The 25,274-nt window shown below is 71.3% G+C and carries 18 protein-coding genes; 15 read left to right on the top strand and 3 right to left on the bottom strand.

Features of this window, described 5'->3' with window-relative positions:
• The first annotated feature begins 49 nt into the window (after window positions 1-49).
• The 3 genes from ACFYY8_RS41035 to ACFYY8_RS41025 are packed head-to-tail and all read left to right on the top strand — an operon-like array spanning window position 50 to window position 12,824.
• Window positions 50-9,406, top strand: coding sequence for an amino acid adenylation domain-containing protein (locus tag ACFYY8_RS41035; RefSeq protein ID WP_390050502.1), 9,357 nt, complete (start codon window positions 50-52; stop codon window positions 9,404-9,406).
• A complete protein-coding gene (locus ACFYY8_RS41030; protein WP_390050501.1) occupies window positions 9,396-11,063 on the top strand; it encodes a phytoene desaturase family protein in 1,668 nt (555 codons plus the stop codon). Before ACFYY8_RS41035 ends, ACFYY8_RS41030 begins: the two co-directional genes overlap by 11 nt.
• 9 nt (window positions 11,064-11,072) lie before the next feature.
• Complete coding sequence (locus ACFYY8_RS41025) at window positions 11,073-12,824, top strand: phytoene desaturase family protein (RefSeq protein ID WP_390050500.1); 1,752 nt, start codon at window positions 11,073-11,075, stop codon at window positions 12,822-12,824.
• A gap of 11 nt (window positions 12,825-12,835) precedes the next feature.
• Here the strand turns inward: ACFYY8_RS41025 and ACFYY8_RS41020 are convergent, their stop codons facing one another.
• The gene (locus ACFYY8_RS41020) at window positions 12,836-13,399 is read right to left on the bottom strand and encodes a TetR/AcrR family transcriptional regulator (protein ID WP_390050499.1); all 564 of its coding nucleotides are present in this window, start codon (window positions 13,397-13,399) and stop codon (window positions 12,836-12,838) included.
• 102 nt (window positions 13,400-13,501) lie between these two features.
• Between ACFYY8_RS41020 and ACFYY8_RS41015 the strand changes: the two genes are divergently transcribed.
• Window positions 13,502-14,020, top strand: a complete 519-nt coding sequence (locus ACFYY8_RS41015; protein WP_390050498.1) for a carboxymuconolactone decarboxylase family protein — start codon at window positions 13,502-13,504, stop codon at window positions 14,018-14,020.
• Complete coding sequence (locus tag ACFYY8_RS41010) at window positions 14,017-14,235, top strand: hypothetical protein (protein WP_390050497.1); 219 nt, start codon at window positions 14,017-14,019, stop codon at window positions 14,233-14,235. Before ACFYY8_RS41015 ends, ACFYY8_RS41010 begins: the two co-directional genes overlap by 4 nt.
• 234 nt (window positions 14,236-14,469) lie before the next feature.
• On the opposite strand, the gene ACFYY8_RS41005 is transcribed toward ACFYY8_RS41010, so the two are convergent.
• Entirely contained in the window at window positions 14,470-15,003 is a 534-nt protein-coding gene (locus tag ACFYY8_RS41005) for a shikimate kinase (RefSeq protein ID WP_390050496.1), read from the bottom strand.
• Between the two features lie 321 nt (window positions 15,004-15,324).
• Between ACFYY8_RS41005 and ACFYY8_RS41000 the strand changes: the two genes are divergently transcribed.
• The 5 genes from ACFYY8_RS41000 to ACFYY8_RS40980 all read left to right on the top strand — a co-directional run bounded on the left by ACFYY8_RS41000 (window position 15,325) and on the right by ACFYY8_RS40980 (window position 19,001).
• The gene (locus ACFYY8_RS41000) at window positions 15,325-15,819 is read left to right on the top strand and encodes a hypothetical protein (protein WP_390050495.1); all 495 of its coding nucleotides are present in this window, start codon (window positions 15,325-15,327) and stop codon (window positions 15,817-15,819) included.
• A gap of 62 nt (window positions 15,820-15,881) precedes the next feature.
• The gene (locus tag ACFYY8_RS40995; protein ID WP_390050494.1) at window positions 15,882-16,334 is read left to right on the top strand and encodes a hypothetical protein; all 453 of its coding nucleotides are present in this window, start codon (window positions 15,882-15,884) and stop codon (window positions 16,332-16,334) included.
• Between the two features lie 3 nt (window positions 16,335-16,337).
• Entirely contained in the window at window positions 16,338-17,000 is a 663-nt protein-coding gene (gene cseB / locus ACFYY8_RS40990; RefSeq protein WP_390050493.1) for a two-component system response regulator CseB, read from the top strand.
• A 3-nt stretch (window positions 17,001-17,003) separates the two neighbouring features.
• Window positions 17,004-18,188, top strand: coding sequence for an ATP-binding protein (locus tag ACFYY8_RS40985; RefSeq protein ID WP_390050492.1), 1,185 nt, complete (start codon window positions 17,004-17,006; stop codon window positions 18,186-18,188).
• Window positions 18,189-18,419: 231 nt separating this feature from the next.
• Entirely contained in the window at window positions 18,420-19,001 is a 582-nt protein-coding gene (locus ACFYY8_RS40980) for a TIGR03086 family metal-binding protein (RefSeq protein WP_390050491.1), read from the top strand.
• Window positions 19,002-19,147: 146 nt separating this feature from the next.
• On the opposite strand, the gene ACFYY8_RS40975 is transcribed toward ACFYY8_RS40980, so the two are convergent.
• The gene (locus ACFYY8_RS40975; protein ID WP_390050490.1) at window positions 19,148-20,389 is read right to left on the bottom strand and encodes an FAD-dependent monooxygenase; all 1,242 of its coding nucleotides are present in this window, start codon (window positions 20,387-20,389) and stop codon (window positions 19,148-19,150) included.
• 112 nt (window positions 20,390-20,501) lie between these two features.
• Here ACFYY8_RS40975 and ACFYY8_RS40970 point away from each other — a divergent pair, with 112 nt between their 5' ends.
• From ACFYY8_RS40970 to ACFYY8_RS40950, 5 genes are all read left to right on the top strand, one after another.
• Window positions 20,502-21,044 carry a TetR/AcrR family transcriptional regulator gene (locus ACFYY8_RS40970; protein ID WP_390050489.1) on the top strand — a complete coding sequence of 181 codons (543 nt, stop codon included), beginning with the start codon at window positions 20,502-20,504 and terminating at the stop codon, window positions 21,042-21,044.
• Between the two features lie 192 nt (window positions 21,045-21,236).
• The gene (locus tag ACFYY8_RS40965) at window positions 21,237-21,863 is read left to right on the top strand and encodes a biotin transporter BioY (RefSeq protein ID WP_390050488.1); all 627 of its coding nucleotides are present in this window, start codon (window positions 21,237-21,239) and stop codon (window positions 21,861-21,863) included.
• Between the two features lie 7 nt (window positions 21,864-21,870).
• The gene (locus ACFYY8_RS40960; RefSeq protein ID WP_390050487.1) at window positions 21,871-23,286 is read left to right on the top strand and encodes a class I adenylate-forming enzyme family protein; all 1,416 of its coding nucleotides are present in this window, start codon (window positions 21,871-21,873) and stop codon (window positions 23,284-23,286) included.
• A gap of 1 nt (window position 23,287) precedes the next feature.
• A complete protein-coding gene (locus ACFYY8_RS40955; RefSeq protein ID WP_390050486.1) occupies window positions 23,288-24,442 on the top strand; it encodes a thiolase family protein in 1,155 nt (384 codons plus the stop codon).
• Window positions 24,443-25,117, top strand: a complete 675-nt coding sequence (locus tag ACFYY8_RS40950; protein ID WP_390050485.1) for an energy-coupling factor ABC transporter ATP-binding protein — start codon at window positions 24,443-24,445, stop codon at window positions 25,115-25,117.
• The last annotated feature ends 157 nt before the right edge of the window (window positions 25,118-25,274 follow it).

The following is a 25,274-nucleotide window of genomic DNA, read 5'->3' as shown; positions in this document are numbered from 1 at the left end:
CCGCTTTCCCCTCATGCTCGCGCACAGCGCCATCACACAAGGATCAATCGTGACGGACCTCAGTAATGCTACTCTCCGTGACAAGATCGCCATTATCGGTATCGGGTGTAGATTCCCCGGAGGAGCCTCCGACCACCGCACGTTCTGGCAGAACCTGATCGAGGGCAAGGACTGCATCACGCCGACACCCGCCGACCGCTACGACGTCGCGACGCTCGGCAGCCGGGACAAGACGAAGCCGGGAAGGCTCGTCGGCGGCAGGGGCGGTTACATCGACGGCTTCGACGAGTTCGACCCCGCCTTCTTCGGCATCAGTCCCCGCGAGGCCGACCACATGGACCCGCAGCAGCGCAAGCTGCTCGAGGTGGCCTGGGAGGCTCTCGAGGACGGCGGCCAGAAACCCGGTGAACTGGCCGGGACCGACGTCGGAGTGTTCGTCGGGGCCTTCACCCTGGACTACAAGATCCTGCAGTTCGCCGACCTGAGCTTCGAGACCCTGGCGGCGCACACCGCCACCGGGACCATGATGACGATGGTCTCCAACCGCATCTCCTACTGCTTCGACTTCCGCGGCCCCAGCGTCTCGCTCGACACGGCCTGCAGCTCGTCGCTGGTGGCCGTGCACCTGGCGTGCCAGAGCCTGAGCAGGGGTGAGACCAGCCTCGCGCTCGCCGGAGGCACCCTGCTGCACATGACGCCGCAGTACACCGTCGCCGAGACCAAGGGCGGCTTCCTGTCAACCGAGGGGCGCTCGCGCACCTTCGACGCCTCGGCCAACGGCTACGTGCGCGCCGAGGGCGTCGCCGTGGTCGCCCTCAAACGCCTTGAGGACAGCCTGCGCGACGGCGACCCGATCCACGCGGTGATCGTGGGCAGCGGGGTCAACCAGGACGGCCGCACCAACGGCATCACGGTGCCCAACCCCGACGCCCAGGTCAGGCTGATCGAGCGTGTCTGCGCCGAGGCGGGCGTCGAACCCGGCAGCCTGCAGTACATGGAGGCGCACGGCACATCGACACCGGTCGGCGACCCGATCGAGGCGGGCGCGCTCGGCCGCGCGCTGTCCATCGGCCGCAAACCCGGCGCCAAGTGCTACGTCGGCTCGGTCAAGACGAACATCGGGCACACCGAGTCGGCCGCGGGGATCGCCGGTCTGATCAAGACCACCCTGGCCCTCAAGCACAGGAAGATCCCCCCGCACATCAACCTCGAACAGGTCAACCCGGCCATCGACCTGGAGTCGATGCCGTACGAGATCCCGGCGGAGCCGACCGACTGGCCCGAGCACGAGGGACCGGCGCGCGCCGGCGTGAACTCCTTCGGTTTCGGCGGCACGAACGCGCACGTCCTGCTCGAGGAGGCTCCGTCACGCCCGGCCGAGCCCGCCCCCGCCCCCCACGGGCGCGACACGGGACACGCCATCCTGCCGCTGACCGCGCGCGACCCGCAGGCCCTGCCCGAGCTGGTCAGGGGCGTCAGGCAGGAGCTCGCGGCGGGCGTCTCGCCCGGTGACCTCGGCTACACGCTGGCCCGCCGCCGTCAGCACCTCGAATCACGGCTCTCCGTGGTCTACTCCTCGCCCGAGTCGCTCGACGAGCGCCTGGCCGACTTCCTGCGCGGTGAGCAGGGGCCGTACGTGCTGCAGGACCAGCGGCGCGAGGGGCCGCGGCCCGAGCTGGTGTGGGTCTTCACCGGCATGGGCCCCCAGTGGTGGGCCATGGGCCGCCAGCTCCTTGAGAGCGAGCCGGTCTACCGCGAGGTGATCGAAGACTGCGACCGTGAGATCCGTGAGCAGGCGGGCTGGTCGCTGATCGAGGAGATGGGCGCGGCCGAGGCCGACTCCAACATGGCGGAGACCTGGCTGGCGCAGCCCGCCAACTTCGCCGTGCAGATCGGCCTGGCGGCGCTGTGGCGCTCCTACGGCGTGTACCCCGACGCCATCGTCGGGCACAGCACCGGCGAGGTCGCGGCCTTCCACGAGGCGGGCGTCTACGACCTGCGCGAGGCGGTCAGGGTCGTGCTGCACCGCAGCCGCCTGCAGCAGAAGCTGGTCGGCACCGGCACCATGCTCGCCGTGAGCCTGCCTGAGGACGAGGCGCGGAACCGCGTCGCCCCCTACGGTGACCTGATCTCGGTCGCCGCGGTCAACAGCCCGACCGCGATCACGCTGGCGGGCGAGGAGGAGGCGCTCGGCAGGCTGCAGGCCGAACTGCAGGCCGAGCAGATCTTCGCCAAGTTCCTCACCGTGCGGGTGCCCTACCACAGCGCGCAGATGGACCTGATCAAGGACGAGCTGCTGTCCTCGCTGGCCGGCCTCGAAGGACGCCCCGCGCGGGTCCCGCTCTACCTGACGGGCAAGGAGGGCCTCGCGCGCGGCCCCGAGCTGGACGCGGAGTACTGGTGGCACAACGTCCGCGACAGCGTCCGCTTCCGCGCCGCCGTCGACCGCCTCGCCGACGACGGCTACGGCCTGTTCCTTGAGATCGGGCCGCACCCGGTGCTGGGCCACTCGATCAAGGAGTGCCTGGAGGCCAAGGACGTCGAGGGCAGGACGCTGCCCTCCATCCGCCGCCAGGAGGACGAGAACGCGCGCTTCACCATGTCGCTGGCCGCCCTGCACAACCTGGGCGTCGACATCGCCTGGGACAGGCTCTACCCCTCGGGCGAGACGGTGACGCTGCCGCGCTACCCGTGGCGGCGCGACCGCTACTGGACAGAGCCCGAGCAGGTCAGGCAGGTACGGCTCGGCAGGCTCGACCACCCGCTGCTCGGCCGCCGCCTGGCCATGACCGAGCCCACCTGGGAGGTCAAGCTCGACACCGAGGCGCTGCCGTACCTCGACGACCACCGCATCCAGGGCAACGCGCTGTTCCCCGCGGCGGGTTACCTGGAGATGGCGACCCAGGCGGTGCTGGCGATGACCGGCGGCACCGAGGCGACCCTGGCCGACGTCGAGCTGCGCAAGGCGCTGTTCCTGCCCGAGGGCGAGGTCAGGACGGTCCAGCTGTCCTTCTCCTCGGAGGGGGCGTCCTTCACCGTGGCCACGGTGCCCGACGGCGCGGGCGACCGGGTCGTGCACGCGGGCGGCGTCGTGCGCGCGGGTCAGCACCGCAGGCTCAACCCGGCACTCGACGTCGAGGGGATCAAGGCGCGCAGCGAACGCCACCTCCAGGGAGAGGGCTGCTACGCGGCGCTGGCGGACATGGGTTACCACTACGGCCCCGCCTTCCAGGGGATCGAGGAGGTCTGGATCGGCGGAGACGAGGCGCTCGCCCGCATCCGCCCGCCCGAGGCCCTCGGCGGTGACGCGGCCAACGCGCACTTCCACCCGGCGCTGCTCGACGCCTGCTTCCAGACCCTGCTGACTCCGCTGGTCCTCAGCCACACCGAGGGGACCGGCATCCGCCTGCCGCTGTCGATCGAGGAGGTGCGCGTCCGCCCCGTCGGCGACCGGCCGCTGTGGGTGCACGCGACCGTCGTACGGCGCGGCGGCGACGAACTGGTCGGCGACATCGCCGTCCACGACGCCCGCGGCGCCTCGCTCGGCCGGATCAGCGGCTTCCGCGCCGCCGACATCGAGAAGGCCTCGACGGCGGTCGGCAGGAGCACCATCGACGGCTGGCTGGCCGAGGTGACCTGGGTCCGCAGGCCGTACGGCGAGCCCGCGGAGGAGAGCGGCGAGGGCGCGGCGGAGAACGCCGGTGAGACCACGCGGGACTGGCTGATCCTCGCCGACTCGCGGGGGGTCGCCGACGAGCTCGCGGGCCTGCTGCGCGCCCGGGGCACCCGCTGCCACCTGGTCCGCCCCTCGGACGCCTACCGTCTCGAGGACGCCGACGGCGAGTCCGCGGTCGTCCCCGGCTCCGCCGACGACCTCGCCCTTCTGTTCGACGGACTGGAGGCGAGCGGCACCTCGTTCGGCACCGTCGCGCACCTGTGGAACCTCGACCTGCCGCCGATCGAGGAGACCGACCGCGACTCACTCGCCGGGCACAACGGCCTCGGCGCCTACTCGCTGGTCGCACTGGCCCAGACGCTCCCCGCAGGGCGGGACGACAGCAGGCTGCACGTCGTCACCAGGGGCGCCCAGGCCGTCACCGCGGACGAGGCGGCCGAGCCGCTCGGCGCTCCCGCGTGGGGCGTCACCCGGGTGCTGCGCCACCAGGAGCTGACCGCCTGGCGCGGCAAGCTCGTCGACCTCGACCCCGCGGGCGGGGACGTCAAGGCCGAGGCCGAGGCGTTGCTGCGTGAGCTGCTGACCGACGACGAGGACGAGATCGCCCTGCGCGGCGGCGAACGCCACACCAGCAGGCTCGCGCAGGCCGCGGACCTGACCAGCCCGCTCCCGCTGCGGCTGCGCGCCGACGGCGGTTACCTGGTGACCGGCGCGTTCGGCGCGCTCGGCAGGCTGCTGTGCCGCACGCTCGTCGCGCGGGGCGCCCGCAGGCTGATCCTCGTCGGCCGCACCCGGCTGCCGGAACGAGACCGATGGCGCGAAACGGACCCGGACACCACCGCGGGCCGCAACGTGCGCTTCGTCAAGGAGCTTGAGGCGCTCGGCGCCCAGGTGATCCTGGCGCCGCTCGACATCACCGACGAGGCGGCCCTGACCGCCTGGCTCGACGACTACCGGCGCAACGACTCCCCGCCCATCCGCGGCGTGTTCCACCTCGCGGGCCACGTCCGCGACACGCTCGTCCCCGAGATGGACCGGCAGGTCTTCGACGCCGTCCACGGCCCCAAGGTCGCGGGCGCCTACCTGCTCCACCGCCACCTGCGGGACGAACCGCTTGAGCACTTCGTGCTGTTCGCCTCGATCGCCTCGCTGCTGACGACCGCGGGCCAGACCAACTACGCGGCGGGCAACGCCTTCCTGGACGCGCTGGCGCACCACAGGCGCGCCAAGGGGCTGCCCGCGCTGAGCCTCGACTGGGGTCCCTGGGCCACCGGCATGATCGAGGAACTCGGCCTGATCGACCACTACCGCAACAGCCGGGGAATGAGCTCGCTGCCGCCCGACGCGGGCATGGCGGTGCTCGAACGCGTCATCGGCCAGGACAAGGCCCAGTTGCTGGTCGCGACCGTCGTCGACTGGCCGGTCTTCATGGCCTGGTACGACTCGCCGCCGCTGCTGGTGACCGAGCTGGCCGCGACCGCGGACACCTCCTCGCCCGCGGAGAGCGGAGGCTTCCTCGATACCTTCCGCGAGGCCGACGAGGACAAGCGCAGGCTCCTGGTGACCGAGCGGTTCACCGCGCTGGTCGCGGGCGTGCTGCGGGTGCGGGCCGAGCAGGTCGAGCCCGAGGTCAGCCTCAACACCCTGGGACTGGACTCCCTGCTCGCGATGGAGGTGCGGGCCCGGGTCCAGGCCGACCTCAAGGTCGCGCTGCCGGTGGTCGCCCTGCTCAGCGGCACCTCCGTCGGAGACCTGGTCACCCAGCTGCACGACGGCCTGGCCGCCCTGGTCGCCGCGGACGCGGACGACGACGGCGCCGACGCCGCGGTCGAGGTGTACCTGGACGAGAACCAGTACCCCCTGACCCAGAACCAGAAGGCGCTGTGGTTCCTCAAGCAGCTCAACCCCGACGGCTTCGCCTACAACATCGGCGGCGCGGTCGAGGTGCGGGTCGAGCTCGACCCCGAGCTGATGTTCGACGCCGTCCGCGCGCTGATCCGGCGCCACCCCATCCTGCGCGGCAACTTCGTCCTGCAGGACGGGCAGGCGCTGCAGCGGATCTCCGCCGAGGCCAGGGAGGACCTCGCCCTGTTCGACGTGCAGGAGGAGGAGTGGGACGACATCTATCAGATGATCATCCGTGAGTACCGCAGGCCGTACGACCTGGAACGGGACCCGCTCGTCCGCTTCCGTCTGTTCAAGCGGGGTGAGGACCGCTGGGTGATCATGAAGGCGGTCCACCACATCATCTCCGACGCCATCTCGACCTTCACCTTCATCGAGGAACTGCTGGCCATCTACGAGGGGCTGCGCCGGGGCGAGCAGGTCGAGCTGCCGCCGCTGACGGCCACCTACCTCGACTTCCTCAACTGGCAGAACCGCTTCCTGGCCAGCCCCGACGCGCGGCGGATGCTCGACTACTGGCGCGGCCACCTGCCGGCCGAGGTGCCGCTGCTCAGCCTGCCCGTCGACAAGCCCCGCCCGGCCGTGCAGACCAACAACGGCGCCTCCGAGTTCTTCGTGCTCGACGCCGATCTCAGCGCCCGCGTCCACGCGCTGGCCCGTGAGAACAAGATGACCGTGTTCATGGTGCTGCTGAGCGCCTACTACCTGCTGCTGCACCGCTACTCGGGACAGGACGACATCATCGTCGGCAGCCCGGTGACGGGCCGCACCCAGGAGGAGTTCGCCTCCCTGTACGGCTACTTCGTCAACCCGCTGCCGCTGCACGTCAGCCTCGCCGGTGAGCCGTCGGTCTCCGAGCTGCTGGCGCAGGTCCACGCCACGGTGCTCAACGGCCTGGACAACCAGGAGTACCCGTTCGTGCTGCTGGTGGACAAGCTCGGCCTGCAGCACGACCCCAGCCGCTCCGCGGTGTTCCAGGCGATGTTCATCCTGCTCGCCCACAAGGTCGCCACCGAGAAGTACGGCTATCGCCTGGAGTACATCGAGCTGCCCGAGGAGGAGGGGCAGTTCGACCTGACGCTCTCGGCCTACGAGGACGAGGCCGAGCAGCGCTTCCACTGCGTGTTCAAGTACAACACCGACCTGTTCCTGCCCGAGACGGCGCGGCGCCTGGCCTCGCACTACGTCAACCTGCTCGACGCGCTGACCCGCGCCTCCTCGGCGCAGCCCGCCACCCGCCTCGAACTGCTCGCCGCCGACGAGCGCGAGCGGGTCCTGGAGACCTGGAGCGGCGCCAGGCGCAGGACGCTGCACGAGACCCCCGTGCACGAGCTGATCAGCAGGGCCGCCGCCAGGAACCCCGGCGCGGTCGCGGTCACGGCCCCCTCGGAGACGGGCGAGACCGTCCGGCTGACCTACGCCGAGCTTGAGGAGCGGTCCAGGACGCTGGCGGGCAGGCTGCGCGGCCTGGGTGTGCGTGACGGCGCGGTGGTCGCGCTGTGCCTGGACAAGTCCCCCGACCTGATCGTCACCCTGCTGGCGGTGCTGCGGGCCGGCGGCGCCTACCTGCCGCTCGACCCCGACTACCCCGCCGAGCGCCTGGCCTACATGGTGCGCAACGCGGGCGCCGCGCTCGCCGTCGTCGACGAGTCCGGCAGGGAGAGCCTGGCCGGGGCGGCCGGGATGACGCTGACCCTGGAGGAACTGCACCGGGACACCGGGGAGACGCGGGACGGCGGCGAACCGGAGCCCGAGGTCGGGCTCGACGACCTCGCCTATGTCATCTACACCTCGGGATCGACCGGCAGGCCGAAGGCCGTGCAGGTCACCCACCGCAACCTGGCCTCCGTCAACGCCGCCTGGCGGGAGGCCTACCGCCTGGACGAGGACGTCCGGGTGCACCTGCAGATGGCGAGCTTCTCCTTCGACGTCTTCACCGGTGACCTGGTCCGCGCGCTGTGCTCCGGCGGCAACCTGGTCCTTGTCCGCCGTGAGCTGCTGTTCGACACCGCGCGGCTGTACCGGACGATGCTGGAGGAGAAGGTCGACTGCGGCGAGTTCGTGCCCGCGATCGTCCGCGGCCTGACGGCCTACTGCGAGCGGGAGGGCGAGCGCCTGGACTTCATGCGCCTGCTGATCGTCGGCTCCGACGCCTGGAAGGTCGAGGAGTACCAGCGCCTGCGCGCCCTGTGCGGGTCACGGACCCGTCTGGTCAACTCCTACGGCCTCAGCGAGGCCACCATCGACAGCGCCTACTTCGAGGGCCCGGCCGACGAACTCGATCCCAGCCAGATGGTGCCGATCGGGCGGCCCTTCTCCAACAGCGCGCTGTACATCCTCGACGAGCACGGCGAGCCGGTGCCGCCCGGCGTCCCCGGTGAACTGTGGGTCGGCGGCGACGGCGTCGCGACCGGCTACCTCGGCGACCCCGAGCAGACCGCGCAGCGCTTCGTCACCGTGACCCTCGGCCGCGGGGACGGGGCCGAGCCATTACGGCTCTACCGCACCGGCGACCTGGCGAGCTGGGACGCCCACGGCGACGTGCGGCTCCTCGGGCGCGTCGACGCGCAGATCAAGGTGCGCGGCCACCGCATCGAGATCGGCGAGATCGAGACGCGGCTCGCCGCCTGGCCGACGCTGGCGCAGGCGGTGGTCACGGTCGTCGCGGACGCGCGCGGCGAGAGCGCGCTGTGCGCCTACTGCGTGCCCGCCCAGGGAGAGTCCCTGGACTGGCGCGAGCTGCGCAGGCACCTGGCCGGGTACCTCCCGACCTTCATGGTCCCGTCCTACTTCGTCGAGCTGCCCGAGCTGCCGCTGACGCCGAACGGCAAGGTCGACGTCGCGGCGCTGCCCGCGCCCGAGGCGGACGCCGGGGAGCGGGCCTACGAGGCGCCGGTGACGCTGTACGAGATGCGCATGGCCGAGCACTGGAAGGCGCTCCTCGGCCTTGAGCAGGTCGGCCTGCAGCACGACTTCTTCGAGGTCGGCGGCAGCTCGATCAAGCTGATCGAGCTCATCTACCGGCTCCAGGGCGAGTTCAACATCACGATCCCGGTCAGCCACCTGTTCAAGGTCACGACCCTGCACGGCATGGCCAAGACGGTCGAGCACATCATCACCGGCAGGCTGGGCGGCGCGCAGCCGTACCTGTGGTTCAACCCCGACCAGGACCGGACGATCTTCTGCTTCCCGCCCGCCGGCGGCCACGGCCTGGTCTACCGGCAGCTGGCGGCGCACCTGCCCGAGTACCGGTTCGTCGCGTTCAACTACGTGGCGGGAGACGACAAGGTCACCCACTACGCCGACCTGATCGAGTCCCTGAGGCCCGAGGGCCCCTGCGACCTGTTCGGCTACTCGCTCGGCGGCAACCTCGCCTTCGAGGTGGCCAAGGTGCTCCAGAGCCGGGGGCGCGAGGTGCCGAACGTGGTCATCATGGACTCCTACCGCATCTCCGAGTCCTTCGAGCTCGGGGAGGAGCACCTCGCGATCTTCGAGCGTGAGCTGAGCGAGCACCTGCTCAGGCACACCGGCTCGGAGATCGTGGCCGAGGAGACGCTCGGTCAGGCCAGGGAGTACATCGACTTCTCCAGCCGCACGCCGAACCTCGGGGTGGTCTCCGCCGCGGTCAGCGTGATCTCCGACGAGGAGAAGGTCTCCTTCTACGCCGCCGCCGAGAGCGGCACCTGGCACGGCAGCTCCGAGGCCCGCACCGAGGTCTTCCGCGGCTCGGGCACGCACGCCGAGATGCTCGGCCAGGACCACATCGCACGCAACGCGGACCTGGTCCGCGAGATCCTCGCGGGAGGCGCCACCTATGCCGGCTGAGACCGAACAGGACTGGAGCGTCCGCGAACGACCCCCAGGAGGCAGGCCCCGGGTCCTCGTCATCGGCGGGGGTGTCGCGGGCATGGCCACCGGCTGCTACGCGCAGATGAGCGGGATGGAGACCCGCGTCCTCGAAAGGCATGTCCTGCCGGGGGGCTGCTGCACCGCCTGGGCGCGTGACGGTTACGTCTTCGACTACTGCATCGAATGGCTGATCGGCACCGCCCCGGGCAACAACGCCAACCAGGTGTGGCGGGAGCTCGGCGCGCTCGACGGCAAGACGATCACCAACTTCGAGATGTTCAACAAGGTCACCGACGAGACCGGCAGGTCGGTGACGTTCTACAACGACCCGGACCGCCTGGAGCGGCACCTGCTGGAGGTCTCTCCCGCGGACGCCGCCCTGATCCGGTCGTTCTGCCGCGACCTGCGGCGTTTCGTGAACATCGACCTGTACCCGTTCCTGAAGCCGCCGCCGCTGCAGACGGCGCGGGAGAAGCTCGGCACGCTGCGGACGGTCCTGCCCGCCTTCCGGCTGTTCTGGCGCACCGCGGCGACGCAGATGCACACCTTCGCCGACAGGTTCCAGGACCCCCTGCTGCGCCGGGCCTTCCGCAACATCTTCTTCCAGGACCCGGAGAGCTTCCCGGTGCTGCCGTACCTGTTCAACATGGCCAGCGCCCACAACGGCAACGCAGGCTTCCCGCAGGGGGGATCGCTGGGGCTGGCCCGCTCCATCGAGGAGCGCTACACCTCACTGGGCGGCACGATCAGCTACCGGGCGAGGGTGGACAGGATCCTGGTCGAGGACGGGCGCGCGGTCGGGGTCGAGATGCGGGGCGGCAAGCGGTACTACGCCGACCACGTCGTCTCGGCCTGTGACGGCCACACCACCGTGTACGGCCTGCTGGAGGGCAAGTACACCAGCCCGCGGATCGAGAAGCTCTACGACGAGATGCTGAACCGCCCCGGCATCCTGTTCCCCGCGGTGGTCTCGGCCTTCGTCGGCATCGACGGAGACTTCGAACCCGGCGACGCGCACAGCACCACCTACCTCCTGCCCGAGGAGGAAGGGGCCAGGCTGCCCGGCGCGTTGCAGAGCAGCCTGGTCGTGCAACTGCGCTCGCGCTACTCCGACGGGTTCGCGCCGCAGGGCAAGTCGGTGATCCACTGCACCTACTTCAGTGACTTCGGCTACTGGAGGACGCTGCGCACGGAGAACCGCAAGGAGTACTGGGCGCGCAAGCGGCAGGTCGCCGACTTCGTCCGGGACTTCCTGGAGCGGCGCTATCCGGGGCTCGGTGAGCGCATCGACCTGGTCGACGTGGCCTCGCCCGCGACGACCAGGCGCTACACCGGCAACTTCAACGGAAGCATCCTCGCCTGGAAGGCCTTCTCCGACGCCGACGACCTCGCGACCAAGCTGGTCAACGAGGACCGTATGCGGCTGCCGGGGCTGCGCGGCTTCTCCATGGCCGGTCAGTGGGTCGGCATGGGCGGCCTGATCCGCGCCGCCTCGACCGGGCGTTTCGTCGTGCAGTACCTGTGCGAGGAACTGGGGCTGGAGTTCAAAGCCTGGGAGAGCGACAACGACGAGGCCTGGCACCCGGGGAAGTTCGGCCACATGCCACAGCTCGACAAGCGGCTCGTGCGATAGGTGGCGACAGTGATCACCAAGGAGAACAGGGACGTGTCACGGCCCGGTCAGAACAGAGAGACGATGATCATCATCGGCGCCGGTCTCGGTGGTCTGTCCACCGGCTGCTACGCGCAGATGAACGGGTACAGGACCCAGATCTTCGAGATGCACGAGATCCCCGGCGGCTGCTGTACGGCGTGGGAGCGGGGTGACTTCACCCTCGACTGCTGCATCAGCTGGCTGCTCGGCAACGGGCCGGGCAACCAGATGCACCAGATCTGGCTCGAACTCGGCGCGCTCCAAGGCAAGCAGATGCGTCACTTCGACGTGTTCAACATCGTGCGGGGACGCGACGGCAGGGCGGTGTACTTCTACTCCGACCCCGACCGGCTCCAGGCGCACCTGCTCGACCTCTCGCCGGCCGACGCCAAGCTGATCAAGGACTTCTGCGCGGGGCTGCGGGCGTTCAGGAAGTGCCTGGCCGTCTACCCCTTCCTGAAGCCGGTCGGCCTGATGGGCCGGGTCGAACGGCTGCGGATGTTGGCCTCCTTCGTCCCCTACTTCAACGTCATCCGCAAGTCGATGGCGGTGCTGATGACGGAGTACTCGGCGAGGTTCAAGGACCCGCTGCTGCGGGAGGCGTTCAACTTCATTCTCTACGAGAAGCACGCGGCCTTCCCGGTGCTGCCGTTCTACTTCCAGCTGGCCTCGCACGCCAACCTGTCGGCGGGCGTTCCCGAGGGCGGCTCGCTCGGCCTGTCCACGTCGATCGAGCAGCGCTACCTGCGGCTCGGCGGCAAGGTGACCTACAACGCCAAGGTCGAGGAGGTGCTGGTCGAGGACGACCGCGCGGTCGGCGTACGGCTCAGCGACGGCAGCGAACACCGCGCCGACATCGTGGTCTCCGCATGCGACGGCCACACCACGATGACGAAGTTCCTCAAGGGGCGCTACCTCAACGAGGCCTACCGGAAGCTGTACACCACGACCATCAAGGAGCCGGGCATGGTCTTCCCCGGCTACTTCTGCCTGTTCCTCGGCCTGCGGCGGCCCTTCCCCGAGGGGGACCCCTGCACGACCTACCTGCTCACGGAGGAGGAGGCCGCCGACCTGACCGGCATCCGCCACCCGAGCATCAACGTGCAGTTCCGCAGCATGCACTACCCCGAGCTGTCGCCGGGGGACAGCACCGTGGTCTACGCGACCTACTTCTGCGACATCGCCCCCTGGCGCGCCCTGGCCGAGGGGCCGGAGCAGTCCAGCCGCAAGCACAAGGGAGAGGAGATCCACACCATGCCGGTACGGCGCGGCCGCGAGTACTCCGCGGCCAAGCGCCGGGCACGGCTGGCGCTCATGGAGTTCCTCGAACGGCGCTTCCCCGGCATCACGGACGCGGTGGCCGTGCGCGACGTGTCGACGCCGCTCACCCAGGTCCGTTACACCGGCAACTACGACGGGACCGTCCTGGGCTGGCAGCCGTTCGTGGAGAGCGGCGAGACCCTGGAGGAACTCGTCAAGAAGCACGGGCCCGGCCTGCCCGGGCTGGAGAACTTCTACCAGTCGGGCGTGTGGGCCACCACCGGCGGCCTGATCCGCGCCGCCGCGGCGGGCAGGCACGTCATGCAGTTCGTCTGCCGTGACGACGGCAAGGAGTTCACCGCCTCCATCGACGACACGGCTCCGCCGCCGACCCACCTCGTGATACCGGTCGGGCCGCGTCCCGGCAGGGCGGACGCCCCGGCGGAATCCCGCAGGCAGGCCGTGCCCACCGGCCGGTAGGGCACCGATCCTCAGGGGGCGGCCGGCTCGCCGGTCGCCCCCACGAGCGTCTCCGCGATGGCCCGGGCCCGTAGGGCGGGAACGGCGGAGCGCTCACGCAGCGCGGTGACGATGGCGCCGTCCATGAGCATGACGAGCTGCGGCGCGAGCGCGGCGGCCCGGGGATGCCCGGCGGCGGTGAGCAACGACTCGACGTAGCCGGTCACCCGGTCCTTGTGGCCGGCCGCGACCCGGTGCGCGGCACCCGCGGGGTCGGCCGCCTCCACCATCGTGTTGATGAACGCGCAGCCGCGGAAGTCGGCGCGAGCGAACCGTTCGGCGAGCGCGTCGAAGACCGCCAGCGGCCCGCCGCCGTGCGCGGCGACCCGTTCGGCCAGCCATTCGCGCCACCGCCGGTCGCGGCGTTCGAGCACGGCCACGACCAGGTCGTCCTTGCCGGGGAAGTGGCGGTAGAAGGAAGCGCGCCCGACCTTGGAGACGGTCAGGATCTGTTCGACGCCGACCGCGCGCACCCCCTGGGCGTAGAAGAGCTCCTCGGCGGTGTCCAGCAGGCGTTCACGGGCTCGGGTCGGCACGTCGTCGATTCTATCCGCCGTTGACGCAAACGGAACCGATCGGTACCGTCTTCTCAAACGGAACCGATCGGTACCGTTTTGGCTCTGATTCCGGAGGACACCATGCCGAGGCTGCCGCAGCTGACCGAGGATCCCGACGGCCTGCTTGAGGAGACGCGACGGCAACTGGGCAGAGTGCCCAACCTGTACGCCGCGCTGGCCAACGGCCCCGCCGCGCTCCGCGGCTATCTGGCCATGCGCGACGCGCTGTCCCGCGGAGTGCTCAGGGCCAGGCTGCGCGAGCAGATCGCCCTGCTGGTCGCCCAGGAGAACCGCTGCGTCTACTGCGTCAGCGCGCACACACTGCGCGGCGGCCTGATGGGCATGGACGGGCGGCGGCTCGAACACACCCGCGACGCCCGTGACGACGACCCGCACACCGAGGCGGTGCTGCGCGTCACCAGGCAGGTCGTCAGGACGGGAGGCAGGGTGGACGACGAGGAACTCGCCCTGGCCAGGAAGGCCGGGGTGACCGACGCCGAGCTCGCCGAGATCGTCGCGCACGTGGCGCTCAACACCCTGTCCAACCACTTCAACCACCTGGCCCGGCCCGACCTGGACTTCCCCGAGGTGACCGTATGACCCTCACCTGGCGCACCGCCTCCGTCGAGCTCGTCGAGGGATATCTGCTGACCGGCGAGGACGGCGCACCCACCACCCGCGTGGGAGAGGCACGCGTCGCCTTCGAAGGGGGGTTCGCACACGTCGAGGTGCCGGGCAGCGGTCGCGTCGAGGTGCTCTCCGCCCCGGCGATCCGCCTGGTCACCTACCGTTCCGGGGACGCCTGCGCCGTGTGATGCCCATTGTGAACCTCCCGGCGGGGGTCGTCGCGGCCGAGGGAAGACCGGGAGGTCTTCCGCGGGCTGTCACCGTTGTGCCGGGAGGGGGCGTGCCGGAACGCCCCTCGTCGGGAGGGCCGGGGGGAGGTTCGGGAGGGCCGGGGGAGGCGACGAGGCTGAGTCCGTGGCGGTGACCTGCGCGGTGGCCTGCACGGTGGCCTGCGGGGCCGACGAGGTGGCGCGCGAGCCGGATCACGGCGTCAGACGGGACCGCCGTCGCTCCAGGTGGTCCAGGACGGCTCGCGCCACCTCGCGCTTGGAGGTCGAGGGACGCTGGAAGCGCAGGTCGGCGACCTCCTCGAAGAAGGCGGCCCTGCGCTCGTGCAGCTCGGTCGCCAGGACCAGCGGCTCCATGCCGAACCGCGGCCGGTACGGCTTGGCGGCGATCTTCTCGGCGACGAACTCGGGGGCGGCGTCCAGCCAGACGACCAGGGCGGGCTTCATCTCGGCCCGGGCGCCGGGGTCGTCGAGCACGCTGGAGGCGGCGGCGATGACCGGAGCGGGCCGCTCCGCGAGGCAGGCCCGCAGGTGCTCGACCTCCCTGGCGTGCAGGACCTCCATCCCCTCACGCTCGGCGATCTCCGCGGCCGTGGCGCCGTAGCGTTCCCGGAGATACTCGTCGCTGTCGCGCACGGGCCTGCCGAGACTCTCGCCGAGCAGTCGCGAAACGCTGGTCTTTCCCGCCCCCATCAGGCCGACCACGACGATCGGGATGTCGTTCGCCATGCTGCCCTCCTCCCGGCGCCCAGGTGATCCCTGCCGTCGGCCCCCTGCCCGGAAAACACCGTCCCATCCACCCTGGTTTCTCCTCTCCCATCGGCTTCCCGGCCTCATGGAAGAACAGACCGGTTGCTTCGTCCTGCCGGAGGACCGGAAAACGGACACGCCACGCGACGGCCCTCCACGGTGAACCTCTCGATGAAGGGCTGTTACAAAGCCGCAGGAAGACCGAGAAGTTTCCCTCCTACCGTCACCGTTGTGCCGGGCGGGGTGTGCTGACACGCCCCTCGCCGGGTCCCGGCGCGTACGAGGCCCAAGGGGGAGACGATGAGAAGGATCACAACGGCCGTGGCCGTCACGCTGCTCGGATTCGTGGCGTTGGCCTGCACGGCGGCCTGCGGGGCCGACGAGGTCAGGCGGCCACTGGCCCAGACGTTGTCCCCGGAGGACGCGGAGCCGGTCTCCCACGAGGTCCCGCAGGAGAGCGGGGTCTACGTGATCAATCTGTACGGTGCCGAGGAGGGGGAGCCCGCCCGGCGCCCGGCGAACCTGGTCGCCTCCGAGTTCAGCACCCTCAAGGGGATCACCTGGCGGAGCTGGGGCCCCGAGGAGGCCGTCGGCGGCGGCAGGTTGAGCGGGACGTGGTGCCTGCCCGGCTGTCAGGCCAGGCCGTACGAGGCGACGATCACTCTCAGCAAGGCCAGGAAGGTCGGGGGGAGGCGTTACTTCACGAAGTTCGACATCACCGGTGACTTCCCCCGGCCGGACAGCCCCAAGGACACTCTGAGCGGGACGCTCCCGCTGCCGTTCTCCACCCCCTGAACTGCGGGTTTCTGAGCGGAGGGGTCAGCGGGTCGCATACCCTCCACACGATGATGACCGGTGTGAAGCGAGCAGCCCCCCTGTGCTCCGCCGTTCTGACCGCGGTTCTGACGATGATTCCGGCGGTGGCGGGGTGCGGAGCGGACGGCGGGGTGCGGGTGGAGGGGTCGGCGCCGCCCTCCAAGCCCCCCAGAGGGCCCGTCTACGTGATCGCCTACCTGGGAGATCCGCTGCGACGGCCGAGCAGGCTCGCGTTGGACGAGTTCAACAGCGTCACGGGGATTCGCTGGGAGTCCTGGGGAGGAGAGAGCGCCGTGGGAACGGGTGAGCTGAGCGGCACGTGGTGCCTGCCCGACTGCCAGGAAAGGCCCTACCGGGGGACGATCACGCTCAGTGAACTGATCTGGCACGAGCGGGCCGGATACTACGGCCGGTTCACGGTGAGGGCCGACGGCCTCCCTCCTGACAAGGCCAAGGAGCTGACCGGCGGGAAACTCACGGTGCCGGAGTCCTGAGACATGATCGACGTGCTCCTGGTCGAGGACGACCCGGTGATCCGCGAGGCCACTGGCATGGCCCTGGAGCTGTACGGCATGCGGGTGCGGACCGCGTCCGACGGACTGGGCGGCCTGGCCGAGTTCCGCGCCCGCCCACCGGATGTCGCGCTGCTGGACGTCATGCTTCCGCACCTGGACGGGGTCAGCCTGGCCCGGCGGATCAGGGAGGACGGCGAGACCCCGATCATCATGATCTCCGCCAGGTCCGATGCGATCGACGTGATCAACGCCCTGGAGGCCGGGGCCGACGACTACGTCACCAAGCCGTTCGACGCCGCCGTGCTCCACGCCAGAATCCGCGCCGTGCTCCGTCGCGTCGCCATGCCAGGGCAGGCGAACACGCCGCTCTCCTTCGGCGACCTCGCGATCGACGTCGAGTCCATGGAGGTACGGCTGCGCGGCGAGCGGGTGGCGCTGACGCCGACCGAGCTGAAGCTCCTGCTGGAGTTCGCCGCGGAGCCGGGGGTCGTGCTGTCGAGGGACACTCTGCTCAACCGGGTCTGGGACTACGCCTGGGACGGGGACACCAGGGTCGTCGACGTCCACGTGCAACGGCTCAGAGCCAAGATCGGTAACGACCGCATCGAGACCGTGCGCGGTTTCGGCTACAAACTGCGGAGATGACGCATGGGTCTGCGCGCGAAGCTCAGCCTGGTCATCGTGGGAATGTCGGTGCTCGTCGCCACGGTCCTGAGTCTCCTGGTCCACACGCGTACGGCCGTTGTCACACTCGACTCCGCACGACGCGGCCTGGATGCCGAGCTGACGAGCACCCTGGTCCGTTACCAGGAGGGGCAGGACACCCCCCTGACGGCCGGAGACGTTCCCGCGCCGCTGGCCGCGGCCCTCGGCGAGGGGACGCGCGCCACCTACCTGCAGGACGGCACCACTCTCTGGGCGGCGACCAGGGCCGACGGGCAGACGCTCTCGCTGCGCCGCTCCTACGAGGCGGAGAACGCGGAGCTTGCCCGGCTCGACCGCATCCTCCTTGGCTCCGGCCTGGCGGCGGCGCTGTTCGCCTCCGGTGTGGGGCTGGTGGTCGCGGGGGGCCTCAGCAGCAGGATCCGCGCGGTGGCGAGAACGGCCGCCCACATCGCCGAGGGGGACCTGTCCGCCCGGGTCGAGGCGCGGGGCCGGGACGAGATCGCAGCCGTCGGAGCGGCGCTCGACCAGATGGCCGACGCGCTGCGGGCCAGGCTCGAAGCGGAGCGGCGGGTCACCGCCGACATCGCCCACGAGCTGCGCACCCCCGTCGCGGGCCTGGTCACGGCGGCAGGGCTGTTACCGTCGGGACGCCCCGCCGAGCTGGTCAGGGACAGCGCCGCGACGCTGCGTCGCCTGGTCGAGGACATTCTGGAGGTGGCCCGGCTCGACGCCTCCGCCGAGACACCGGTCAGGGAGGTCCGCTCCTCGGGGGCGTTGGCCAGACGGGCGGTCGCGGCCTCGGGGGTGCCGGGTGTCGAGGTGGTCGTCGCAGGTGAGGCCGAGGTGGAGACCGACCCGCGGCGGGTCGAGCGGATCCTCGCCAACCTCGTCACCAACGCGGCAAGACACGGCGCCCCGCCCGTTCGGGTCGACGTCACCGGGTTCAGCGTGACGGTCAGGGATCACGGTCCCGGTTTCCCCGAACCGATGCTCGTCACGCTCCGCGAGCACGGCCCACAGCGCTTCGGCACCGGTTCGGCCGCACGCGAGGACGGCGTCGGCCTCGGACTGACCATCGCCGCGGGACAGGCCCGCGTCCTCGGGGCGCACCTCAGCTTCGCCAACGCCCCGGACGGCGGTGCGATCGTCCGGCTGGACCTCGCCTGACCCGGTGGCGCCCGTAGGTGCCCGGCGGCGTGGTGCTTCCTGGAAGGGGCCGGAGCGGTCGTATGCCGGGCGGTGCGGAGCGGGCGGGGGCCGTCCGGGTCGCCGGGCACGGTCTGCGCGACGACGAAACCGGCCGTCGGCTCGAACACCGGGGCTGGAGATCGGCCCCGGACATTGTCGGAGGCTCGCGGTAGCGTCCCTGGCGACGCCGACGAGAACCGGGGGAACCCCATGAGTGACATCGCCACCCGCTATCGAAACCGTGCCGACATCTTCGCGGCCAAGATCGCCGCTGTGGAGCCCGGCCGCTGGTCCGACCCGTCCCCCTGTGAGGAGTGGACCGCGAGAGACGTCGTCGGCCACATCATCGACATGCACGCCGTGATGCTCAGGCCCCTGGGCCGGTCGCTGAGCCCCGCGCCGTCGGTCGCGGAGGACCCGCTCGCCGCCTTCGCCGCGGCCCGCGCCGACGTGGAGGCCCTGCTCGGTGACCCGGCCACCGCCGAGAGGAAGGTGGAAACCCCGACCGGCAACGTGTCCGTCGAGCAGCACATCGACCAGGTCGTCAGCGCCGACATGGTGCTGCACGGCTGGGATCTGTCCCGGGCCACCGGGCAGGACGACACGATCGACCCGGCCGAGGTCGAGGCGATGTGGCCCCATGTTCAGTACATTCCCGATGAGATGCGCATCCCCGGTGCCTTCGGCCCCGGGGTCGTCGTCCTGGGGCCGGAGGTCGAGGTCCCCGACGACGCCCCGCTCCAGCACCGCCTTCTCGGACTGTTCGGCCGCGATCCGAACTGGTCCGCCTGAGCCGGGGAGCGCGCAAGCCCCGGGTCCGCGCGCCCGAGACCGAGAAGAGGGCTCGTGGAGGCGTCCTGAGTCACGGTCCGCTTCATGAGCCCGGGCAGGAGAAAGAAGCACGGAGACAGCCGTGCGGGGCCCTCCGGAGGGGCGGATCAGCCGGGGACGCCGGTCCTGGGGGCGAGGCCGCGTGAATAGTCCTTCGTCCTGACCTCGTCGTGCAGGCGCACCCCCCTGGCGCCCATGTCGGTCAGGGCGCGGGCGGCGGAGGTGGGGATGTGGTTGATCAGCCACACTCCCCACGTCAGGGTCCGCAGCGCCCCGGGGCTGGTGGGGATGAGCCGCTTGGCCGCGCCGACGGCGAAGGAGCGGCTGCGCCGTACGTAGTCGCCGATCTCCCGCTCGTAGGCGGGGAAGGCGCGGGTGTGGTCGCCGCCCGCCTCGGCCAGCTCGCCCGCCAGGACGTAGGCGCCGACGACGGCCAGGCTGGTGCTGCCGCCGACCGCGGGGCCCGGGCAGTAGCCCGCGTCCCCGGCCAGGCTCACCCGGCCCCGTGACCAGGTGTCCATGCGCAGCTGGGTGATCGAGTCGAAGTAGAACGCCGTGGCGCGGTCGAGCTCCTCACCCAGCAGGCGGGGAACCTCCCAGCCCATCCCGGCGAACTGCTCCCGCAGCAGCTCCTTCTGCCGGGCGATGTCCCGGTGGTGATAGTCGAGTTCGGCCGGAGGGCGGAACAGGAAGACGGCGCGGGCGTCGTCCAGGTGGGCGCCGCCGTACACGCCGACCATCCTGTTGACGCCGGTGATGCCCGACATGCGGTCGCGCAGCCCCAGATAGTTGGGGATCGACATGACCGCCAGGTAGGCCCCGATCCAGGCCGCGTAGCGCGACTCGGGGCCGAAGGCCAGGCGCCGGACGTTGGAGTGCAGCCCGTCGGCGCCGACGACCAGGTCGAACCTGCGGGCCGGTCCCCGTTCGAAGGTGACCTCGACGCCGCCGGCGTCCTCGGTCAGGGAGGCGATGGAGTCGCCGAAGACGTACTCGGCGTCGTGCCGGGTGGCCTCGTACAGGATCTCGCCCAGGTCGTCGCGCATGATCTCGACGTGCCGGTCGGACACGACGCGCATCAGCCTGCCGACGTCGAGCGTGTGCGGGCGGTTGTCGTTCTCCGACAGGAAGGAGAGCCACTCGGCGTCGGTCTTCCTCGCCTGGACGGCCTCGGCCAGTCCCATCCTGTCGACGATGTCCATGGCCGGGCGGAACAGGTCGACCGCGTGGCCGCCGGCCTTACGGGGGGAGGGGGCCCGCTCGACGACGGTGACGGCGAAGCCGTACCTGGTGAGCCAGTAGGCGAGGACGGGCCCGGCGACGCTGGCGCCGGAGATGAGGATCCGCATGCGCCGTCTCCTTACTTAACGGGAGGTAAGTTAATTACTTAACGATAGGTAAGCACGGTTGGCGGCGGGGCGCAAGTCTTACTGAACGATAGGTAAGCGATACTCTTGGCTCATGGCGAGGCCCTCGGACACCAAGATCCGCATCCAGGCGACGGCACGTGAGCTCTTCCGTGAGCAGGGCGTGCAGAACACCAGCCTCAAGCAGATCTCCGACCGGCTCGGCATCACCAAACCGGCCCTCTACTACCACTTCTCCTCAAGGGAGGAACTGGTCAGGAGCATCCTGCAACCCGTCATGGACACCCTGGAGGCGTTCGTCGTCGGGCGTGAGCCGGGGGAGGGGCGGCCGCTGCTCGAGGACTACTTCGATCTCATCTGGCGCTACCGCGAGGAGATCTCGATGGTGCTGCACGCGCCGACCGTGCTCGTCGAGCTGGACATGGTCGATCGGATGTGGCGCTGGCGCAAGGAGCTGACCGTGCTCCTGCTCGGCCCCGCTCCCTCGGCCGCCGCCCGGATCCGCTCGACCGTGGCGCTCGGCGGCATGTCCGACTGCGTGGTCGAGCACGCGGACCTCCCTGCGGAGGAGGTCAAGGCCGCCGCCGTCGAGGCCGCGCTCGCCGCCCTCGGACCGCTCGGCCAGGCGACCCCCTGAGGATCACCGAAAGGCGCTTTTCGGGCACCTAAAGTGACCGTATACCCTCCTTCGTACGAGTATGAGTGGTGCGCGGATGGGGGCCGGTATCCGTTCTCCCAGACGGCCGTGTGGAATGTTGTGGGGTTCCTCCATGCGTCACCCGGCACCTCCTGGTGTGGGATCGACCTCATGACAGATGAAGGGAAGACGGTGTCACAGCAGGAAGGGACGGGGGGCTCCTCGCCGGGTCGAGGCTTCTCCACCGGAGATCTGGCCAGGGTCAGCGTGTTCGCCGCGCTGATCGCCGTGCTCGGGCTGCCCGGGGCGCTGAACGTCTTCGGCAACGCGGTGCCCATCACCCTGCAGACGTTCGGCGTCATGCTCGCCGGAGCGATCCTGGGCACCTGGCGGGCGGGACTCGCCGTAGCGGTCCTCATGGCGCTCGTCGCGACGGGACTGCCGCTGCTGGCCGGCGGCCGTGGCGGACTCGGCGTCTTCGTCGCGCCCTCCGCCGGGTTCCTGATCGGCTGGCTGCCCGGCGCGATGCTGACCGGCTGGATCGTCGAGCGCGGCGGACGCACCCCGGGCATCGTCCGCCTGCTGATCGCCTGCCTCCTCGGCGGCGTCGGGATGGTCTACCTCCTCGGCATTCCCGTGCAGGCGGCCGCCACCGGCATATCCCTGGGACAGGCCGCGCTGCTCAGCCTCACCTTCCTGCCCGGCGACCTGATCAAGGTGGTGCTCGCCTCCCTGGTGGTCAGGGGGACGCAACGGGCCTACCCCGACGCCGTCCCCGCCGTGCGGTACGAGCGGCTCAAGGCCGCGGGGAGGCGTTGACCCGCCCATGCCGGTGGCCCTTCAGGTGGCGCGACACGCCTCGGAGCACCCGCGCCGGATCGCGCTGCGCGCTCCCGGAGGCGACCTGAGCTACGCCGGGCTCGCGAGGCGGACGGAGGCCGCAGCGGCGACACTGCGGAGCCGGGGGATCGGCCGGGGCACGCTGACGGCGCTCAGCCTGGCCGACCCGGCCGAGTTGCTCGTCGCCGTGCTCGCCGTAGACCTGGCCGGTGCCACGCCGCTGGTCTGCGACCACACCTGGGAGCGGGAACGGCGCGAGCGGATCATGGCGACGGTCCCGGCCCACGTCCGCGTCGAGACCCCACTGCCCTCGGCACCCGGCCCTGCCCCCGTGGTCGCTGTGGCCTCTGCGGACTCCGGGGTACCCGGGGCCTCGCCGCAGGACCGGGCGTGGGCCTGCTTCAGTTCGGGCAGCACCGGCAGGCCACGCGCCGTGGTACGCACCCGCGCGTCGTGGACGGACTCGTTCCCGCACCTGAGCGCGCTCACCGGGATCGGCCCGGGCGACGTCGTGCTGGTCCCCGGCCCCCTGAACTCCTCCCTGTACGGCTTCGCGGCCGTGCACGCCCTGGCGGCCGGCGCCACGGCCGTCGTCCCCGGCCGCTGGCCGACAAGGCCGGCCGCCCACCTGGGCGACGTGACCGCGGTCCACGTGGTGCCGCACCGGCTGCCCGCCGTACTCGACGCCCTGCGGGAGAGCGGCCGAGCGCGGGGGCGGCTGCGCACCGCGGTCGTCGGCGGGGCGGCGCTGGGCGCGGGTGTCCGTGATCTGGCGGCGCGGGCCGGGGTGGACGTGGTCGCCTACTACGGCGCGACCGAGCTCTCGTTCGTCGCCGCCGACACCGACGGCCACGGCCTGCGGCCCTTCCCCGAGGTGGAGATCCAGGTCAGGGCCGATCCGGGGCAAGAACTCGGTGAGGTGTGGGCGCGTTCGCCCTGGCTGGCCGAGGGATACCTGACGACCGGGGCGGGTCCGCTGCGGATCGACGGCGACGGCTGGGCGACGGTCGGCGACGTGGCGGAGCCGTACCGGGCGGGGGAGGTCCTGCGGCTGCGCGGCCGGGGCGGCGGCGCGATACAGACCGGCGGCGCGACCGTGGTGCCCGAGGACGTCGAGGAGGTCCTCAGACGGGCGCCGGGGGTCGACGACGTCGTGGTCGTCGGCTCACCGCACCCGGAGCTCGGCTCCGTGGTCACCGCGATCCTGGAGGCGGACGGTCCCCGGCGCCCCTCACGCGCCACGCTTGAGGAGGTGGCGCGCGGCGGCCTGGACGCCGCGCAACGGCCAAGGCGCTGGTACGCCGTCCGCAGCCTGCCGCGAACCCCGGCGGGCAAACCGGCGCGCGGCCTGCTCGCCGCCCGCCTGGCCGACGGTGACCCGGACATCAGGCGGCTCACCTGACATGAGACGGGACCCATCCTCACGGCCGGTCGTCGTCGCGGCCCGCCGCGGCCCCATCGGCACCGCCTTCCACGCCTTCAGGGAACTGACGGTCGAGGCGCTCGCCGCCCCTGTCATCGACGCCGTCGTCCGGGACGTCGCCCACCTGGGCCCGCCCGTCGAGGACGTCGTGCTCGGCAACTGCACCGGCCCCGGCGGCAACGTCGCGCGGATCTGCGCGCTGGCCGCCGGGATGGGTCACGGCGTCCCCGGCGTCACCGTGGACAGGCAGTGCGGCAGCGGCCTGGCCGCGATCCTGCTCGCGGGGAACGCGGTCGCCGCGGGGGAGATGGACCTCGTCGTCGCCGGAGGGGTGGAGAGCGCCTCGACCGCTCCGCTGCGGACCCGCCGCGGAACGGCCGTGCCGTACGAGCGGGCGCCGTTCGTCCCCGCGGGGTGGCACGACCCCGAGATGGGGCCCGCCGCCGAGGCGCTGGCCGCCGCGCGTGGCGTGACCCGCGAACGTCAGGACGCCTACGCCCTGCTGAGCCACGCCAAGGCGCTGGCCGCGCGGCAGGCGGGCCGGTTCGCCCAGGAGATCGTCACGGTCGGCGGCAGGGACGACGACCAGTGGCCGCGCCCGCTGCGCGCCCGGTCGCTGGCCCGGCTGCCCGCCACGTTCGTGCCCGGCGGCACGGTGACCGCGGGTAACTCCTCCCCGGTCAGCGACGGGGCGGCGGCCGTCGCCCTCGTGCCGGAGTCGCTGCGGGCCGAACTCGGGCTTGCGGGACTGCGGCTGCGGGCCGGAGCCGTCGTCGGCTGCGACCCCGCGCTTCCCGGGCTCGGGCCGGTGCCCGCCGTACGGCGGGTGCTGGAACGGGCCGGGGCCGGTCTCGGGGAGGTCGCCGCGGTGGAGATCGTGGAGGCGTTCGCGGCGCAGGTGCTCGCGGTGACCGACGAACTCGGCCTCGACCCCCTCGACGCGGACGCGGAACGGGTCTGCGCCGACGGCGGCGCGCTCGCCCTGGGCCATCCGTGGGGCGCGACCGGCGCCGTGGTGGTCGCCAGACTGTTCAGCAGGCTCGTACGGCAGGGCGCCCCAGCCGGGACACTGGGACTGGCCACGGCCGCGGTCGGCGGCGGCCTGGGCGTCGCCGCGTTGTTCGAGGTGGTGTAGATGATCGAGATGAACGACGTCGGGGTGCGGTTCGGGCGGCGCGAGGTGCTGCGCGGCATCACGGCCTCGCTGACCGAGCGCAGGATCGGCGTGGTCGGGGCCAACGGCTCGGGCAAGAGCACCCTCGCCCGCCTGGTCAACGGCCTGGCCCTGCCGACCTCGGGCGGCGTCACCGTCTTCGGGCTCGACACCCGCCGTGACGCGGCCAGGATCAGGCGCCGCGTCGGATTCCTGTTCAGCGACCCCGACGCGCAGATCGTCATGCCGACGGTCGCCGAGGACGTCGCCTTCTCCCTCAGGCGTGGAGGGCTGACGCGACAGGAGATCGACCTGCGGGTGCGGGAGGTCCTGGACAGGTACGGCCTGGCCGGGCACGCCGACCATCCCGCGCACCACCTGTCCGGAGGCCAGAAGCAACTGCTCGCCCTGTGCTCGGTCATGGTGCTCGACCCGGAGGTCCTCGTCATGGACGAGCCGACGACGCTGCTCGACCTGCGTCACTCCCGCCAGGTCGCCGGCCTGCTGCGCGAGCTGCCGCAGCAGGTCGTGGTGGTCACCCACGATCTGCCGCTGCTGGCGGGCTTCGACCGCGTGCTGGTGCTGGACGAGGGACGGATCGTCGCCGACGACGAGCCGGAGGCGGCCATCGGCCACTACCGGAAGCTCATGGCTTGACATCCTCCCCCGCCTGAAGGGCGGGGGATTCCAACAGCGACTACCCCACCGGGAGGAGGTCACGTTGAGGTTCACGGTTCACAGGCCCGGCAACCCGGTCGCCTCCCCGCGCATCCACCGCATGCCCCGCGGCAGTGTCTCTGACGTTGTCTCTGAC

Source organism: Streptosporangium sp. NPDC001559 (assembly GCF_042893955.1).
In the GTDB taxonomy this organism is placed as follows: Bacteria; Actinomycetota; Actinomycetes; order Streptosporangiales; family Streptosporangiaceae; genus Streptosporangium.
The sequence above is the reverse complement of the archived record's forward strand: the minus strand, read 5'-3'. Positions and strand labels throughout refer to the sequence as shown.